This window comes from Microcystis sp. 49638_E5 (genome assembly GCF_021300285.1).
Taxonomy (GTDB): Bacteria; Cyanobacteriota; Cyanobacteriia; order Cyanobacteriales; family Microcystaceae; genus Microcystis; species Microcystis aeruginosa_C.
Genome location: NZ_JAJTDH010000037.1, coordinates 1 through 17,479 on the forward strand (window position 1 = coordinate 1; position 17,479 = coordinate 17,479).

Annotated in this window: 17 protein-coding genes; 7 read left to right on the forward strand and 10 right to left on the reverse strand. The window is 42.1% G+C overall.

Annotation, left to right across the window (positions count from 1 at the left end; translation table 11 throughout):
• Positions 1 to 857: RNA-guided endonuclease InsQ/TnpB family protein (locus tag LW728_RS12240; protein ID WP_287766807.1), on the reverse strand; the 857-nt coding region annotated here is incomplete at its 3' end.
• A 713-nt stretch (positions 858 to 1,570) separates the two neighbouring features.
• On the opposite strand from LW728_RS12240, the gene LW728_RS12245 reads away from it, so the two are divergent.
• Positions 1,571 to 1,771 carry an NblA/ycf18 family protein gene (locus LW728_RS12245; RefSeq protein ID WP_002739006.1) on the forward strand — a complete coding sequence of 67 codons (201 nt, stop codon included), beginning with the start codon at positions 1,571 to 1,573 and terminating at the stop codon, positions 1,769 to 1,771.
• A 133-nt stretch (positions 1,772 to 1,904) separates the two neighbouring features.
• Entirely contained in the window at positions 1,905 to 2,786 is an 882-nt protein-coding gene (locus LW728_RS12250; RefSeq protein WP_287766809.1) for a universal stress protein, read from the forward strand.
• A 292-nt stretch (positions 2,787 to 3,078) separates the two neighbouring features.
• Here the strand turns inward: LW728_RS12250 and arsC are convergent, their stop codons facing one another.
• The 4 genes from arsC to LW728_RS12270 form a co-directional block, all read right to left on the reverse strand.
• Positions 3,079 to 3,477: an arsenate reductase, glutathione/glutaredoxin type gene (gene arsC / locus LW728_RS12255; RefSeq protein WP_002802325.1), complete on the reverse strand. Its 399-nt coding sequence runs from the start codon at positions 3,475 to 3,477 to the stop codon at positions 3,079 to 3,081.
• Positions 3,478 to 3,500: 23 nt separating this feature from the next.
• Complete coding sequence (arsH, locus tag LW728_RS12260) at positions 3,501 to 4,148, reverse strand: arsenical resistance protein ArsH (protein WP_287766810.1); 648 nt, start codon at positions 4,146 to 4,148, stop codon at positions 3,501 to 3,503.
• Positions 4,149 to 4,157: 9 nt separating this feature from the next.
• Positions 4,158 to 5,303, reverse strand: coding sequence for an ACR3 family arsenite efflux transporter (gene arsB, locus LW728_RS12265; protein WP_002737294.1), 1,146 nt, complete (start codon positions 5,301 to 5,303; stop codon positions 4,158 to 4,160).
• Positions 5,304 to 5,428: 125 nt separating this feature from the next.
• Positions 5,429 to 5,767 carry an ArsR/SmtB family transcription factor gene (locus LW728_RS12270; protein WP_287766811.1) on the reverse strand — a complete coding sequence of 113 codons (339 nt, stop codon included), beginning with the start codon at positions 5,765 to 5,767 and terminating at the stop codon, positions 5,429 to 5,431.
• A 194-nt stretch (positions 5,768 to 5,961) separates the two neighbouring features.
• Between LW728_RS12270 and psb30 the strand changes: the two genes are divergently transcribed.
• The 4 genes from psb30 to LW728_RS12290 all read left to right on the forward strand — a co-directional run bounded on the left by psb30 (position 5,962) and on the right by LW728_RS12290 (position 12,010).
• Positions 5,962 to 6,081 (forward strand): photosystem II reaction center protein Ycf12/Psb30, encoded by a 120-nt coding sequence (psb30, locus tag LW728_RS12275; RefSeq protein WP_002736367.1) that lies wholly within the window; start codon positions 5,962 to 5,964, stop codon positions 6,079 to 6,081.
• A gap of 224 nt (positions 6,082 to 6,305) precedes the next feature.
• Positions 6,306 to 8,636, forward strand: coding sequence for an NACHT domain-containing protein (locus tag LW728_RS12280; protein ID WP_288105266.1), 2,331 nt, complete (start codon positions 6,306 to 6,308; stop codon positions 8,634 to 8,636).
• 10 nt (positions 8,637 to 8,646) lie between these two features.
• Complete coding sequence (locus LW728_RS12285) at positions 8,647 to 10,062, forward strand: hypothetical protein (protein WP_287766813.1); 1,416 nt, start codon at positions 8,647 to 8,649, stop codon at positions 10,060 to 10,062.
• 391 nt (positions 10,063 to 10,453) lie between these two features.
• A complete protein-coding gene (locus tag LW728_RS12290; RefSeq protein WP_287766815.1) occupies positions 10,454 to 12,010 on the forward strand; it encodes a M16 family metallopeptidase in 1,557 nt (518 codons plus the stop codon).
• A gap of 270 nt (positions 12,011 to 12,280) precedes the next feature.
• On the opposite strand, the gene LW728_RS12295 is transcribed toward LW728_RS12290, so the two are convergent.
• Positions 12,281 to 12,682 (reverse strand): sll0565 family protein, encoded by a 402-nt coding sequence (locus tag LW728_RS12295; RefSeq protein WP_287671536.1) that lies wholly within the window; start codon positions 12,680 to 12,682, stop codon positions 12,281 to 12,283.
• 72 nt (positions 12,683 to 12,754) lie between these two features.
• On the opposite strand from LW728_RS12295, the gene LW728_RS12300 reads away from it, so the two are divergent.
• Positions 12,755 to 13,036: a DUF6439 family protein gene (locus tag LW728_RS12300; protein WP_002800662.1), complete on the forward strand. Its 282-nt coding sequence runs from the start codon at positions 12,755 to 12,757 to the stop codon at positions 13,034 to 13,036.
• Here the strand turns inward: LW728_RS12300 and LW728_RS12305 are convergent.
• From LW728_RS12305 to LW728_RS12320, 4 genes are all read right to left on the reverse strand, one after another.
• Positions 13,033 to 13,434: an ATP-binding protein gene (locus LW728_RS12305; protein WP_002800661.1), complete on the reverse strand. Its 402-nt coding sequence runs from the start codon at positions 13,432 to 13,434 to the stop codon at positions 13,033 to 13,035. The genes LW728_RS12300 and LW728_RS12305 overlap by 4 nt on opposite strands.
• A gap of 341 nt (positions 13,435 to 13,775) precedes the next feature.
• Positions 13,776 to 15,143, reverse strand: a complete 1,368-nt coding sequence (gene rlmD, locus LW728_RS12310) for a 23S rRNA (uracil(1939)-C(5))-methyltransferase RlmD (RefSeq protein ID WP_287766816.1) — start codon at positions 15,141 to 15,143, stop codon at positions 13,776 to 13,778.
• A 2-nt stretch (positions 15,144 to 15,145) separates the two neighbouring features.
• Positions 15,146 to 15,598: a DUF29 domain-containing protein gene (locus tag LW728_RS12315; RefSeq protein WP_002800657.1), complete on the reverse strand. Its 453-nt coding sequence runs from the start codon at positions 15,596 to 15,598 to the stop codon at positions 15,146 to 15,148.
• A gap of 56 nt (positions 15,599 to 15,654) precedes the next feature.
• Positions 15,655 to 17,349 carry a helicase HerA domain-containing protein gene (locus LW728_RS12320; RefSeq protein WP_002800655.1) on the reverse strand — a complete coding sequence of 565 codons (1,695 nt, stop codon included), beginning with the start codon at positions 17,347 to 17,349 and terminating at the stop codon, positions 15,655 to 15,657.
• Positions 17,350 to 17,479: the final 130 nt, after the last annotated feature.

Genomic DNA, 17,479 nt, shown 5'->3' on the forward strand with positions numbered 1-17,479 from the left:
ACTAAGTTTCTTACCTTTAAAGCTTCATAGACTACCAGATCATTAGACTGGACTAACGCCAAAGCGTCTTTAATTGCTTTGTCTTTACGTTGTCTTGATACTTTAAGATGAAGCCTAGCTACTTTTATCCGTTGCTTGTGATAGTTGTTAGACTGTTTCTTTCCTTTGCGAAATTGTTTTGATAATCTCCTTTGTGCTTTTTTCAGTCGTTTTTCTGACTTTCTTAAATAACGTGGATTCTCTACAGTATTGCCTTGAGCGTCAGTATAAAACTCTTTTAACCCTAAGTCAATTCCTGTTATTTGTCCCGTCGGTTTATGGTATTCTTGCCGTTCTACGTCAATCAGAAACTGGCAATAATAACCGTCAGCACGTCTAACAACTCTTACCCGTCTAATCTGTTGCTCTGAATAATAAACTAAGGTCTTTTGACTACACCATAAATCAAATTCTCCTGCTTTAAAGCCATCAGTGAACTTGATTTTACGTCGATCATCTGATAGTTTGTAGCCCGTTAGTTTATACTCAACCGAACGGTTATGTTTTTTGAACCGAGGAAACCCCTTTTTTCCCGGTATCTTAGCATGACAATTATGGTAAAACCTAGTAATTGATTGCCAGGCTCTATCAGCAGCCGATTGACGAGCTTGAGAGTTTAATTTATTAACCCATGGTGTCTCTTTATTATTAGCTAGTACCGCGCAAAGTTTTTGGAGATCATTGCGGGTTGTCCCTTGATTGGACCGCCAATAACGAACACAAGAATTACGCACAAACTGAGAAGTTTTGATAGCTTCATCAAGCCGGTGATATTGCTCTGGTGTTCCGTTTTTTAGCTTTGCTTCTACGACTAGCATCTAACAATCCTCGACCCTTGGCTAAGTTAATTATAACACAGTTTACCCACAGATGGTGGAATTAAACCGATGCTCTGCGGTTGATATTCTGGTCGGATTTCATCCCCCGCAAAGCTGAGTATCTTGTCGAAAAATGTAGCGGGGGCATTCATCCGACATTTTAGGTAAAAACTTGTGCGACATTCCGTGCCTGTATGCTGATTTTTTTAAGGCAAACAGAGCTAAGGAGGATGTTTCCCAGCGATAAGCTTGTAGTTTCTGCACGATAGCGGCTGTGTCCGTCAATTTTGACTATCCTTAACGATTTCAACGAGAGGAACGGAATCTAGGGGTTACGTTTTTAGCTGTTAACAGGGCTAATCATTCAACTTACCCGATTTATGTCGCTCTCTTCGATTATTACAGAATCTTTACACAATTTGTCAAATATTTTCTCTCGCTCTGGTCGGCCCTGGGGAAAAATAAGTATAACTACTTAAGTATTTGTTCACAGTAAGCAAAATTTTATTAAAACTCTTGCTAAATGTATCATTATATGCTTCTTTCCTTTTGGCGGCGGGGTATCCTAGCTAACAGGAGGGAAAAAGCAAAACCCTCTCTACAGGTACATTGACACTTTGTCAAGTATTTGTTACATTAGTTAAAGAAAAGAGGTGATACCGATCACCCATCTCGCTTGTTATCAACCACTGTCTTCATCGAGGAGGAACACCATGTCTCAACCGATCGAACTTTCCTTAGAACAACAGTTCAACATTCGTTCTTTTCAGACTCAGGTAGAAAAAATGAGTCAGGAGCAAGCGCAGGATTTCCTGATCAAGCTCTACGAACAAATGATGGTCAGAGAAAATATGTACAAAGCTTTTCTCAAACACCAGTGGGGTCTAGATTCTAATCCCTGGGCCCCCCAATAACTCATTTCACCCCTGCGGGCGACCTCTTTCTCCGGCTGGGTTTCTGCGGAAACGAGCTAGGGATGCGGGGCGCATTTCTTCACCTTTTTAGCTATTCTTAGGGAAGAATAACCGAATTGCTAGGGGTTAATTTATGTTCGAGCGCGCTTTGATCTGTACAGATCTTTTCGATGGTCTCCATCGTCTTGTCCATTGTGTGCCACACTTAGCCCTGAGCGGCTTAAAACAAGTTATCTTCCTCCACAGTATTCCGGTTTGGGAACAACCCACCCTAGCTGCCGTAGATCAAGCGAAAATTGACGCGGCTAAAGAAAAATTATCCCCAGCTTTAGCAAATATTCCCGACGGTATGACAGTTAGTCTGGAAATCTCTAACCGTCGTCCCGTGGATGCCGTGCGGGAAATCCTCGCGCATCACTCTATTGACGTGATTTTGATGGGAAATCCCATGCGCGGTGCCGTCCAAGAAAAATTATTCGGTAGTACCAGTTTAGCGATCGCAGGTATTACCGATATTCCGCTGCTGATTTTCCGACCGCAATTATTATCAGTTTATACTCACGATGAATTAGCCCTGCGCTGTCAGCATCTCTGGAAACATTTATTAATTCCCTACGATGGCAGTCCCGACGCGATTTATCTAATTGAACAGATGGAAAAATACGCCCAAACCCGCGCCCCCGGCTCTTTTGAGCAATGTCTCCTCGTCCGGGTAGTGGAAAATATCAGTCGCGATCCCAGTGTCACCGAATCTCGTTTAAATGATGCCCGTCGGGAATTAGAATCGGTGCAAGTGCGACTAGAAAAACTCGGTTTGCAAGTACAGAGCCAAGTGCGACAAGGAACACCTGTATTAGAAGTTTTGACGGCAGCGGAAGAAGATGACATCAGTGCCATCGCAGTGGCTACCTGCCATCGTTCCAATATGTTGGAATGGTTAGCCGTGCGTCGGATTAATGAAGATATTCTTCATCAACTGTGGTTCCCCTTATTATTTTTCTCACCGAAGGGATAGACTGGAAAAAAAGGCTCTCTTGGGGATAAACCACAGAGACACAAAGGACAGAGAGAGGAAGACAGATTCGATCACTAAAATCGATCACACAAACGACAAGAGAGCCGCAAAAATTTGGGATAAATTAACTTAAGTAAGTAGTTATAATTAAATTAAAAATAGATTTTGCCTCTGATCCCCCCTGCCCCCCCTAGGGTTGATTCATAGTAGGGTTGATTCATAGTAGGGTTGATTCATGAATCAACCCTACCCAAACTCCTTGATAAGGTGGGGATCTGAAAACTTTTAACAACTACCTACTTAACTGTTCAATTAATCCCACAACTTTAGCCTTAATTTCATCGCGAACTCGGCGAAAAGTTTCGATAGGTTGACCATCGGGATCATCAATTAACCAATCCTCGAAAATTTCCTGTAAAACCCATCCTTCCGGCAGATTGACACCGCAACCACATAGGGAGATAACGGCATCATAATCTTCAGGATTAAAATCCCTAATTGGTTTAGAAGTTTGGTCGGTAATATCGATACCAATTTCCTGCATAACTGCGATTGCTCCGGGGTGAACTTTGGCCGCTTCTAATCCAGAACTGGTGACGGCAATTTTACCCGCACCTAAAGTTTTAGCGAAACCTTCGGCGATTTGGGAACGACAGGAATTTTTTCTACAGGCAAACATAACTTTTTTCATGATTTTAACTCCTAGAAATTGATTTAATTAATAGCTTTATGGGCAATTGTGGCTATTTCTTGGGCGGATTTTTCCTTCCTTTCACTATAGCGATCAGTCAGATAATCTACCTGATCTCGCAGGAGAATGGTAAACTTATAAAGTTCCTCCATTACATCAATAACTCGATCTCGATAGGGGGAATCTTTCATCGTGCCATCCTCGTGAAACTCTTGATAAGCTTTAGCCACCGAAGATTGATTAGGAATAGTAAACATTCGCATCCAACGACCAAGAATTCGCAGAGTATTAACCGCGTTAAAAGATTGGGAACCTCCGCTTACTTGCATGACTGCTAAGGTGCGGCCTTGGGTAGGTCTAACCGCACCAATACTTAAGGGAATCCAATCAATTTGGTTTTTGATAATGCCGCTAATATTGCCGTGAAGTTCGGGAGATGACCAGACTTGACCCTCAGACCATTGACTTAATTCTCGTAATTCTTGCACCTTGGCATGAGTATCGGGAACACTGCCATAAATCGGCAATTCACGGGGATCAAAAAAGCGCACTTCTGCCCCATATTCAGTGATAATTCTGGCCGCTTCTTCTGCTAGTAAACGACTGTAGGAACGTGGCCGCAAAGAGCCATACAGAAAAAGAATTCTCGGTTTGTGAGTCGATTGGATCATGGTGAATAATTATTTGTAAGAACTCAAGCAACGAGGATCAAGAAGGGTGGCTTTTTCTGGATCTCTGGGAAACCAAAAGGCGGTTTTTTTACAGAATTCTACCAACATTAACATCACAGGTACTTCAATCAATACCCCCACTACTGTCGCTAAAGCAGCCCCCGAATTCAATCCGAATAACATCACAGCAGTGGCGATCGCTACCTCGAAATGATTACTAGCACCAATTAAAGCAGCGGGAGCGGCATCTTCGTAAACTAAATTGAGTTTGAGAGCGGCCACATAACTAAGTAAAAAAATCAGATTAGTTTGAATAAAGAGGGGAATAGCAATCAGGAAAATATGCAGGGGATTACTAACAATTAAATCGCCTTTGAAAGCAAAGAGGAGGATTAAGGTTAACAATAAGGCAGTGATTGCCACAGGACTGAGATAGTGAAGAAAACGCGATTCAAACCAGGCCCGTCCTTTATGTTTAAAAATCCAGTGACGGCTATAGATACCGGCAATAAGCGGTAAACCAACGTAGATTAACACAGAAAAAACAATGGTCTGCCAGGGGACTACAAAATTATTAGCTGCCAGTAACCATTTACCTAGAGGAGCGTAGAGAAAAAGCATCGCTAGGGAATTGACTGCTACCATAATTAGGGTATGACCCTGGTTACTGTAGGAAAGATAGCCCCACATCAAAACCATGGCCGTACAGGGAGCAATTCCTAGTAAAATAGCTCCAGCAGTGTAGGAACTAGCTAAACTTACCGTCTGTCCTCGGATAATCTCCGTTTGACTCAACCAAGGCAGAAACAGCCAGCCGAGAAAAAATTGAGCCAGCGCCACCATGGTAAAGGGTTTGATCAGCCAATTAACCACTAAAGTTAAAATAACTGGTTTGGGAGTACGGGCAGCCCGGAGAGCCTGAGAAAAGTCGATCTTAACCATGATCGGATACATCATGAAGAAAAGACAGATGGCGATCGGAATAGAAACGTTATAGATACTCATGGCATCTAAAGTCCGCGCTACGTCCGGAAATGACCGACCGAGGGCAATTCCCGCCAAAATACAGAAAATAACCCAAAGGGTAAGGTATTTTTCAAAAATACTAAGGCTACCGCCAGCTTTGGCGGCTTTAGGATTGATTTGATTAGTCATCGCACAAAGGTGGAAAGAGAATAATGGGAGATTGGGTAATCCACCTTTATTATTTCAAAAAAAGTTGATATGTCAAGAGGAAAAGCTAGTTATAAAGCTTTAATATTTCTAAAAATCTTGATTGGTTACTTATTTTCCTCGCAGAAACGAGCGGGGACGAGGGAACTAAAACGACGATATTCGGATAGATATTCTTCTAGGAGAAGAAATTGAGATAGATTCAGGCTGTAGTAGATCCAACGACCCTCTTGACGACTGCGGACTAAATTAGCTTCTTTTAGCGTTTTTAGGTGAAAAGATAATTTAGATTGGGCGATATCGAGATGATCGCGCAATTCACAGACGCATAATTCCTGATGTCGCAACAGTTGCAAAATTTGCAGCCGTAGGGGATCCGAGAGTGCCTGAAAACCAGTGTAAATTTGGGTTAACGAGTCGGGAGATGTGGCCAGAGAGTTGAACATTGAGATAGTCCCTCGGTGGGAAGGAAATAGGAAAGCGGGAAAATTCAGAATTGCAACAAAACTTTATGTATTTTTGTATCGAATCAGGAAAACCAGCGAATCATCCCCTGTATGATAGACAATGGTTTTGACCAGAGACAATGGTTTTGACCAGATTAGCCTTTTAAATCATTGTAAACAGGTTAGGAGACATCATGGAATTATTTGCGGCTCTCAATTTAGAACCCATTTTTCAACTCACCTTCGTGGCGCTAATCATGTTAGCTGGCCCCTTTGTCATTTTCCTACTAGCTTTTCGTGGTGGCGACCTATAAAAATCGCCTCCCCCCCATTGTTATTCGTGCTTTTTTTGACTTCTCTCCTCTTTAGGGAGAGATTTTTTGTCTAAAACCCAGTCATCAGTTATCAGTTATCAGTCATCGGTTATCATACTGAATCTGGTTATTAAAAACTGATTATTTATTCCCCCTCGTGCATGAGTGCCTCTCCTTAATATGTAGCCTATACTGTATAAATCAGTGTTATATTGGTAGCCAGGATGTGGGAAAAAGGCAAAGAAACGGTACAGACAATGAAGTTTATTCACTGGAAAAAGCAGCAGTTATTGATGATTTTTGTCCTAGCGCTGGCAATTTCAGTCGCGTGGGGGACAATTTTGCCTGTTTCTACTAAAAAGCTTCCTGCACCTAATCCCTGTAACCAACTTAGGGGAGATATTCAAAATCGGGCAAAAAAAGATGCAGAAGCTGACCGTTTGAACTTTTTTAATACTGATAAAAAGAAAAAGACAATTGGTGATATTTTAAATTTGTATAAAGAGGTAAATTCTCAAGCTTCTTGTTTTCCACAGGATGAATTATGGGATATCTATGAACAACAATATGATATTAATAAATATCCTGCCTGGATACCTGGGCTTGTTATTCTTGTTTTGGGTGGTATTTTGTGGAATGTTATTAGTGATACCTTAAAAAAATGGCTCAATCAGTCTTTAGAAGCGATTAGTAAATGGATTTATAAAACCTTCGCTGGAACACCCTTATTTGAAAATATTGCTCTTAAAAAGTATCGACAAGCATTAATTAATAAATATCAAAAACTTAATATACCTTTTCGTCCTCATCGTCCCCTAGAAATGCGGGAGATTTATGTTTCTTTAAAAGCTTTTAAAGCGAGCGATCGCTCTTTGATTGAAGCAGAAAATGCGGTGCAAAAATACCGCCGCTTAGTGGTTAAAGGTGCGCCTGGTTCGGGAAAGTCGATGTTATTAAAGTATCTAGCACTTTCCTATTCAGAAGGACGATTCAAAAATTTATCCGATCGTCCCGTGCCAATTTTACTAGAATTGAACCGCCTCAATGAGGCTAATTTGACAGTAGAAAAGTTAGAACAACATTTAGTAGAAGTTTGCGATCGCCATAATTTTCCCAAAGCTAATCGTTTCATCTCTCAAGGTTTAAAAGACGGACGTTTGCTGCTGCTTTTAGATGGGTTAGATGAGGTTAGTAGTGGCGTTCGCTCTTCTGTTGTTCGGTGTCTTAAGGACTTTTTAGAATTAGAAAATTATAAAAAATGTCGAGTAATTATTACCTGTCGGACGGCTGTTTATCATAATGAGTTTGTCGATAATACCGAGGAAACTTTAGAGATTGACGAATTTAGTGATCAACAAATGCGCCGCTTTTTGCAAGCTTGGAAGTCGGAAATGCCGCCAGAGAAATCAGTAGAACAATTGATTCAAAACTTGCGAGCTAAACCGAAAATTATGGCACTGGCGCGGAATCCCCTACTGTTAACAATCATCGCTTATCTTTATACTGATACTCCCTTCGTTTTACCTCATTCGCGAGCCGAATTTTACACTAAAGCTACTGATGTTTTATTAGAATTGCGCGATCAAGAAAGAAATATATCTAATCAATATAGTGGTGTCAACAAGCGGCGAGTTCTGCAACATTTAGCACTCTATGCTCAGAATAGCACTAATCGACAACAGCAAGATCGCCGCAGTCTTCTTGATTCTGAAGTATGGGAACAAGTTAAACAAGTCTTACCTTCATTAAATCTAGAGCATAAAGAGGCTAATTCTATCGTTGATGAAATCGTCAAACGCAGTGGATTATTGCTTCGCATTGATGGCGGACAGCGTTATTATTTTCCTCATCTCACTCTACAAGAATATTTCGTAGCAGCAGCTTTAACAGACAAACAAGATGAATTAATTCAAAAATGGCAAAATGCTCCTAGCGACTGGCTAGAAATTGTCAAGTTATGGTGTGGATTGGCAAACAATAGTACGGATTTAATTACGGCGGTATATCAACAAGATGCACTGACAGCATTTGAATGTCTAGCAGATGCTCAAGAAGTAAAAGCAGAAGTTGCTCAGGAGATTATAGATTATTTTAAGACACAATTGAGAACCGATGAATCAATTTGTAGTGCTTTTGGCTCAGTCGCGGCTGATTTTCGTCCTAGAGGGAAAGCATTATTTAATTTTTTAGTTGATAGTTTAGATGATTCAGCCAGCCAAAAAGCAGCGGCTCAAGCCTTATCTGCCACTAATTTGCCTCAAGCAGTAGAAAAATTAGTTATTTACTATGATCCCAATCAACCCCATTTTATAGAAGTGCGAGAAGCGTTGATCAGAATGGGAGGTTTAGCAGTTAATCAACTAGAATCTTTAGCTCGAAAAGGCTCTATAGAAGCAATGGATGATTTAGTTAAAATTGCCATACCAGAAGCGGCTGAGGCACTTGAAAGATTGCAGGAAGATCCGAACTTAAGCGGAAAAGTAAGTTTTCGACTTGCAGCACTGTTGAAGGAGTTAGAAGATAGTCAAGCTGAACGCAATCGCACTCTATCATGAAGGAAAACTAATGCTATTCAGATTCATTCGCCGACTAAAAAATCGAGCCGTTAAACAAAAGCGCCAGCCACAAGAGGTAATCGAAACGGACTTAAATTGGATTTGGCAACCTTTTGAAAATTCAAGCAATTTTCAGTTCTCTGCTACTGTCAAGAAAGTTGCTGCTGCAATTATTGAAAGCTCTGCTGATGATATTCCCACAATCACTCTTGAAGTCGATCCTCGGTTAGTCATTCCTTTATGTGCGATTCAGTTACAAGATGAAATTAATCTGACTCAATTAAGTTCTTTAAAAAATGAATTGGAATCAGTTACAGTTGAAAATTTAGACAATAAAATAGAGTTTGTTGATCGAGTTTTAAGTAAAATCACTCCAAAGCAGCGTTGGTTATATTTATTTAATAGTCTGACACTTGAATTAAAATTTGCCTTACTGTTTCGCTTAATCAACTACCGCCGCCCCACAAGAAACGACTGGCGCAATCTTTTTGAAAAAATAGAATATGAGTTTAAAAAAGGCCGAGAATATCTAATTGTTTTAACTGTTGTCTTCTTGCTTTCTCTTGGATCTGTAATTGAAATATTTGCTATTATGCTCAATCAGCCAAAAAGTTGGGTTAATGGCTTGATGGCAATCACAATTGTTGTTGTCTGGTCTTTTTTAATAGTTTTATGGCGAGAATTTAAAGCCAAAGAAGAAAAATCAGAGCTATCAGAGCCAACTTTATTGATGCAATTGGGCTTACTGGGACCCTGGACGTTTTGCCAAGAATGGTATCGACTACTCAGAAAAAACCTAGTTTGGGAAGGGGTGACAGCTTTGTATGAGGCTAAGGGTGTGGCTAAGGCTTTGGCTGTGCCTCTAGCTGTGGCTGTGGGTGTGGCTTGGGCTGTGGCTGGGGCTGGGGCTAGGGGGGTTGCGGCTGCGGCTTGGGCTGCGGCTGTGGGTGTGGCTTGGGCTGTGGCTGCGCTTCTGACTGTGGCTGCGGTTGGGACTGTGGCTTGGGCTGCGGCTGGGGCTGGGGATGTGGCTGTGGCTGTGGGTGTGCCTGTGGCTGCGGCTGTGAGTGTGCCTGTGATTGTGGCTGTGGCTGGGGATGTGGCTGTGGCTGTGGCTTGCGCTGTGGCTGGGGCTGGGGTTGCGGCTATCGGCTCGGGCTTGGGAATTTGGTATCGGGCTAAAGAAAAAACAGATTTAGGATGGGTGCGATTCTTGTCGATATTGGCTTTTCCCTGGTTTTGTTGGTTTCCCATTGTATTTGGGTTTACCTCTTTTGCTCTGTATCATCGCCTATCTTGGGAATGGCAATCAATATCCCTATTTTGGCTAGTTATCTTCGGATTTTGTACTGTCCTTTGGGTGCGAGGTAAAGAATTAGAAGAAAAAGCCCGCAACCCCCTCAGAGGCATTTTAGATGGGCAGTGATAGTCGCCCAAACAGTAATAAACTTGACGATGTTATATAAATTCTTCTACTGTTGAGATACAGTGAACAGTAAACAATGAAATGATAACTGATAACTGATTACTGTTTACTGGACGGCTACGCCGTGCCTTTGGCAACACTGAAAAAAGCGCCCCATCTCCCCTCTCCTAACAATCGACTGCTAAGATCGAACAGAGCGATCAATCTCTGGTTCTTCTAGGTTCTGTGTGATAAGTTTAACTTACAATATGATCGATCGATCTTTGTGTCCTTTGTGTCTTTGTGGTTCGTTCCACCCCCTCGCTAGGAGGAATGTATCTTAGAATACATTTTACCTACCAAACCTGGGAGAGCCGATCTCTCGCTCCCACGACACCTGATAAAACTATCTATGATCATTAAAAATAACCCCTATTATCGGGCTGTAATCGGCTTTTGGGTCGCTTTCCTTGTGTTTTGGGGTTTTGGAAGTTTCTCACCCCTTTTTGCCCAAGCAAAAGAGCAACCAGCCGATGTACAATCGATTACCCCCTACCTTAAGCAATTTCAACAAAAAATTACCGAATTTCGCCTCGATAACGGACTAAAATTTATTATCCTAGAAAATCGCGATGCCCCGGTTATTTCCTTTGTCACCTACGCGGATGTGGGAGGTGCCGATGAACCAGACGGTAAAACAGGAGTTGCCCACTTTTTGGAACATTTAGCCTTTAAAGGCACAAAAACCATCGGTACTAGCGATTATCTTAGCGAGAAAAAAGTCCTCGATCGCCTTGAAGCTATAGACAAAGAACTGCAAGCAGCCAAAAAAGCGGGTAAAAGCGCAGAAGTGGCTAAATTAACGGAAGAATTTCAAAAAACTAAGGCAGAGTCCGAGAAATTCGTCCAACGCAACGAATACGGGCAAATCGTCGAAACTCAGGGAGGAGTCGGTTTAAATGCCACCACTTCCAGCGATGCAACTAGCTATTTTTACAGTTTCCCGTCGAATAAATTGGAATTATGGATGTCTTTGGAATCGGAAAGATTTTTAGAACCGGTGTTCCAACGGGAATTTTACAAAGAAAAAGACGTAATTCTGGAAGAAAGACGGATGCGGACGGATAATAGCCCCTTGGGTCTATTAATCGAAGCTTTTCTCGATCAAGCTTATACTGTCCATCCCTACAAACGTCCCGTTATCGGCTACGATCGAGATATTCGCAATCTGGAACCCTCAGATATCCAAAACTTTTTCGATAAATTTTATCCTGCCAGTAATTTAACCATAGCTATCGCCGGGGATGTGGACCCAGAACAGGTCAAACAGTTAGCTAAGGTTTATTTTGGTCGTTTTCCCGCTAAACCGAAACCCCCACAGGTGACGGTAGTGGAACCGAACCAAACCAAAACAAAGGAAATTACCCTAAAATTAGCCTCGCAGCCTTGGTATTTAGAAGGATACCATCGTCCCGCCCTCAATCATCCCGATCATGCGGTTTACGAGGTTATCGCCACTTTAATGAGTGAAGGAAGAACTTCGCGACTGTATAAAGCTTTAGTGGAGGACAAACAACTGGCCCTCGCTGCCCAGGGATTTAACGGCTTTCCGGGGGATAAATACCCGAATTTGCTGTTATTCTATGCTCTGAGCGCTCCTAATGTCAGCCTGGAGGAAGTAGCGCAGGGTTTGAATTTGGAATTGGAAAGATTGAAAAATGAACCGGTTTCGGAACAGGAATTAGAACGGGTTAAAAATCAACTACGGGCAGCCCTATTAAGAGGTCTTGATTCTAACATGGGCATGGCGCGATCTTTGATTGAATACGAGGTAAAAACCGGCGATTGGCGTAATTTATTCGCCCAATTAGATGCTTATAATGCTGTCACCGCGGCCGATATTCAACGGGTGGCTAAAGAGACTTTTACCCCGGAAAATCGCACTATTGGCCGAATTTTACCGAAATAGAGAGATGGGGAGATAGGCGATTTTTCAGTGAGCAGTATTAGGTGAGCATTCCCTGAAAAAAAGCTACCTTCTCTCCTCTTCTAGGTTCTGTGTGATAAGTTTAACTTACTATATGATCGATCGATCTTTGTGTCCTTTGTGTCTTTGTGGTTCGTTCCACCCCCTCGCTAGGAGGAATGTATCTCAGAATACATTTTACCCACCAAATCCAAGAGAGATCCTTCTCTCCTCCCCAGTGCCGTCTTAACAAATAATTTAGATACCAGTTCATCACCCACTGCAGGATCGCAGAATCCAACCCAGTAAGACTCCAATACCACCAAAGCGGACAATTTGCCAAAAAACTTCCCCCAGCAGTCCGCGACGGATTCCTTCCCAGAATAGGCGCTTTAATTCCCCTTCTTTGAGTAAATTGCTTTCTAAAATTACCTCTAATTCTTGAATCTGTTCGCGAATTTGTACCAATTCCTTTTCTAGTTCAGGTAGGGGATTTTCCCGCCATTGGGGTTCTATTTGGCTAAATTGTGCTTCTAGGTCTTTTTTTTGCTGTTCTGCTTCTTTGATCTGTCGATAACGGTCTTTTAGTGTTGCGATCGCCGCTTCGACTTCTGCAATTGCTTGGGTAAATTCTGCCGATTCATCGTTAGGGTATGGGTTTTCTTCTAAGGACATGGACTCGATCCGATTGCCTGCGTCTAAACTATAGTTATAGACGATTTTACGGTTTTACGAGACCTTTTGATTATGATTCCATCCCCTGTCTCTTCCTCATCTCAGACTCTTGATGATCTATCTACCCTGGAATTGGCGCGGATTTTGGCGGAACGTTTGGCGATCGCACCGATTGACTGGCATCGTCTGAAGTCCAACCGTAATGCTCGGGCCGCTGAACAATTAGGGACGGCTTTGGTGTTTTTATTAGATAATCAGCCAGAAGAAGCACTTCCTCGGCTACAACAGGCTACAGGCTGGCTCGATCGCTCGATTTCTGCTCCTCCCTGTCCTTCTCACGGTCATGCTCATTAATTCAACCAGCGTTCCTGTTTAATTTGTTTAGAAAGTTTTAGTTGGGTTCCTGTTTGATTCCAGTGAACTTGGTCGAAGATTTGATATAACATACACAGTCCTCGGCCATTTTCCGCTTCTTCGGGGGGAAAATTGGGACAATCGCAACTACAGCCATGATGGTGACAACCTGGCGTAAATCCACAACCTTCGTCGGTAATTACCCAAGAATACTCGTCTTTACTGCTGGAAAAGTGAACGACCACGGTTTTGCTGGGATCGAGATGATTGCCGTGTTTAGCGGCATTAACTAAAGCTTCTTGCAATCCTAATCTAATTTCTGGTTCTAATTCTTCGGGAATACTAGCGGTCAATAAATCTAAAATCGGACAAAGATACAAGGTGGAAGCGAAACTCATGGTGTTCCAACTTCGTTTGCTTGTTGGCAGTGAAATAGCAATCACGCACTTTACCTCTAGCTTATATTCAATGACTGTTCTCTTACAGAAAGATTAAGGTCTCTTAACCGTCGATCTAGTTGATTGCCATACCTAATGAGTCATGTTTTATCCCTTTTCTGTCTCTGAGATTGATTAGATATTTTTATGATTGATCTACAAACCAATCGAGAATCAAGGCCACTTTGAGCGGGTAATTAATCAAAAAAGTAGTTGACTGGAACGGATACTAATATGCTATAATTCTTAACCATTGACTTTTCAGCTATAAACGGCTAAAGTGTCTGGGTTTTCCTCCCATTTCATCCTACCATATTCGCTGTTTTTTGTCTAAGAAAAGCGACGCATTCGACGTGGGGAGTTTGGGGAAAGAAATCAGCTGTTTGCACTTCTAGCAGTTGATAATCGCCTGTTTTACAGAGATATTGCAAGTCTCTGGCTAAAGTTGCACTTTGACAACTGATATAAACAATGCGTTGACTTTGCAGCTGTAACAGACTATCAAGGACAGAGCGATCACAACCTTTGCGGGGCGGATCGAGTAGAATAATATCGGGTTTAACTGTCAGTTGCGGTAAAGTTTTTTCTACGGCCCCTAAAATAAAGGTTGTGTTGGTAATATTATTTAATTGGGCGTTAATCTTGGCTCGATCGAGGGAAAAGCTATAGGATTCTAGTCCAATCACCTCTTTAACCCGTTTAGCGAGGGGTAAAGTAAAAGTACCGATGCCACAGTAGGCATCAATAAGAATTTCTTCACCTTTAAGGTCTAATTTCTGACAAATAACCGCAAATAAGGCTTCAGCAGCCTCTGTATTAACCTGAAAAAAGGTATCGGCAGCCAATTGATAGGTTAATCCGGCGAACTTTTCGGTAATATAGTCCCTTCCGGCGATAGTTGTGGTCTGAGTGCCAAAAATAGCATTACCTCGCTCGGGGTTATAATTCACGGTTACACCGACTAAATTGCCGTATTTTGCCAGCCATTGCTGCGCCTGTGTCTCAATTCCCTGTAAATTATGATCATTACTAATCAGGGTTAATAAAATTTCTCCGGTGTGGCGGCCAATTCTCAGGGATAAATGGCGTAATTGTCCTTGGTGGGTCTTTTCATCATAAATTGACCAGCCTTGCTCCTGAATATCCCGTTTTATCTCTGCCAGAAACGGATTTAAAGCCTGATCTTGAATCGGACATTGATTGAGATTAATCAGATGATGGCTGCCGCGACGATAATAACCCGCTTGCACGTTGCCGGTGGGGGAAAATCCGAGGGGATAGGTAGCTTTATTGCGATAAGCGAGGGGAGAATTACCGGTGAGGGGAGGATAAACCAAAGGATCGGTAAAACCACCAATTCTGGTTAATACCTCTTGTACTTGCTCTTTTTTGACCTGCAGCTGAAATTGATCCTCGATGTGTTGCCATTGACAGCCACCACATTTATCGGCAACGATGCAGCGGGGACGGATACGATGGGGAGAAGCTTGTAGAATAGTTTGTAGTTTGCCGATCGCATGACTTTTTTTGATATAGGTGATGCGAGTTTGAATGCGATCGCCAATAACCGTATCTGGCACAAAAATCACCTGTCCTCGGTATTTTCCCACACCTTCGCCCGTATGGTTGAGGTCGGTAATCTCGATCTCGATTAAATCACCTTGTTGCATAGTTAGGGAAACCAGTTTTCATCCAGGGTTTCTGCTGGGGTAATAATGACTTCTATGGGAATTTCTTGCTTGCTCAATTTCGAGACTATTTGCCTAGCTTTTCCATAACAAGAATCGAAAATTTCGAGGAGATAAGGTTTTAAGCTAGGACTGTCTTCCAGCAGATCGGCAATTTGAACTCGAAAATTAATAATTTCCGCTTCCCATTTATTAGCATTATACTTTCTTTCCGTCTGCCAATAAACTAACTTGAGCAGATGAGCTAATAATTGAATTAACAAACTTTTGAGAGCGTGTCGATTATTTTTTCCCATGCTTGCTAATTCCTCGATCAGATTAGTCCAGTCTACCGAGGCAAAATCCTCCTGTCGTAATTGGTTAACGGTTGTCTCGATCCATAGCTGAAAATCTCGATCGTATAGGCTGATCTTCGAGATCGGTATTTGAGCGGTCATGGGGGGTAAACAGTAAAAACAATCCAACTCTATTCTACAATCAAAAGTTAATTTTTCTAAAATCCTAGATCAGCTTTGGCAATTTTGGCCGCCGCTAAAACTTCCTCATCGGGTAATTCTCGCCAGTCGGTTGCGCCTATTTCAGTATAGAATTTTTGATCGTAGGCGCGAGTACGAATTACCACCGGCATAGGGACCGCATGACCTAAAACTAAAGCTTGTTGTTTTGAGTCTAATTTTGCTAAAACTGATCGCAAACTTCCCCCTCCAGAAACCCCAGTAAATATGGCTTCGATGTCCTTTTCATCGTTTAATAAACAGGTGATTCTCGTCCCTACCTGAGACATAACTTCGTTATCAATTCCTGAAGGTCTTTGATCGACAATTAAGAGAGTAACAAAGTATTTTCGCATCTCCCTGGCGATAGTTCCAAAAATAGTTTGATGCACCACGGCAGAATCTAAAAATCGATGAGCTTCTTCAATGGTAATCACTAACTGTTGCGGCCGATCAACGGGGTTTTTAGTTTGTAAAAAATATTCAGCTTTTTTAACATAATTAGCATGAATCCGACGGGTGATCATATTGGTGGCTAACATATAGGAAAGCATATTACTTTGGGAGCCAAATTCAATAACAACGTGCTTACCTGCATCTAAAGCTTGTAAAACCTGATCGATATAATTGTGGGGACAAGCACTGCTTAAATATTTCAAACTATCTAGACGCATTAATTTTCTCTGGAGGGACATGATTGATCCCGCATGGCCTTGTTTTTCCGTACAGAAGATTTTAATATCCTCGTTACTCATATTTAATAACTGAGTAATCCAAGATTCTCCATACTCGTTATAGAGAATATTGGCATTATCTAAACTAGCTTCTGAGATGCCTAATTCCCGACCGATTAAACGAATATCTTCGATTTCAATCTGATTATAACTTAAGAATAATTCCTGCGCTCCTCGTACTCCCCGGCGTTTGGTAGAATCGGGATCGAGGGTATAAATTTCCACCTGTCCGGGGAATAATTGACATAATCCTTTCACCGTAGAAACCTCCTTCCCTTCTTTCATCGCTTCCCAACCGTATTCCGAGTGCATATCAAACATGAGGTTAACCCCTGCTTGTTTGCGAATAATACCCGAAATTAAGAGCCTGGTTAAAAAGGATTTTCCCGTCCCGGATTTGCCAAAAACACCGTTACTACGCTCCACAAAGCGATCGAGATTAATACATATTGGCACGTCCATGTCAAGGGGTTGACCAATAGCAAAATTCTTTCTGGTGGGATCATCTTCCCAACCGAAAACCATGCGAAAATCCTGCTCACAAGCTTCATAAACTTGGCTAAAATGCGCGGGAATAGTTTTAACTGGCAGTAATTCTAAATCGGCGCTGGTTTGGGGTTGAAAAGAGCCTAAGGAAGTGTCGGAAACTGCCGGGGAATTACCTCCAGTCGGCGTAAACATGAGCATAGGTGATAGTTCAATAGTACCATAAGTACCGCTACCCGCTAAAACATCGCGCATAAAACTATCATCGGGATGGGGAGGATTCGCGATAATTCGGGGACTAGAGTTACCCAGGGAGACATCGGTGAGGAGACAGAAAAAACGCGAGCGAGTGCCTTGCACCACTAAAAACTTACCGACGCGCATATCTTCTACCGAAATATCCGGATAAAGACGGATTTCTAAACCTTCACTCAGGGAACCTTGAATAACCGATCCGAGGGGCTGTTCACTCATGCTAACCTTGATTTGTGGCGATCTATCTCCCTATTCTGTCACTTTTCCGTTAATCGGTGCAAACTCGATCGGGTACAGTCATCAGTGATCAGTAAACAGTGATCAGTGAACTTAAAACTCAAAACTGATA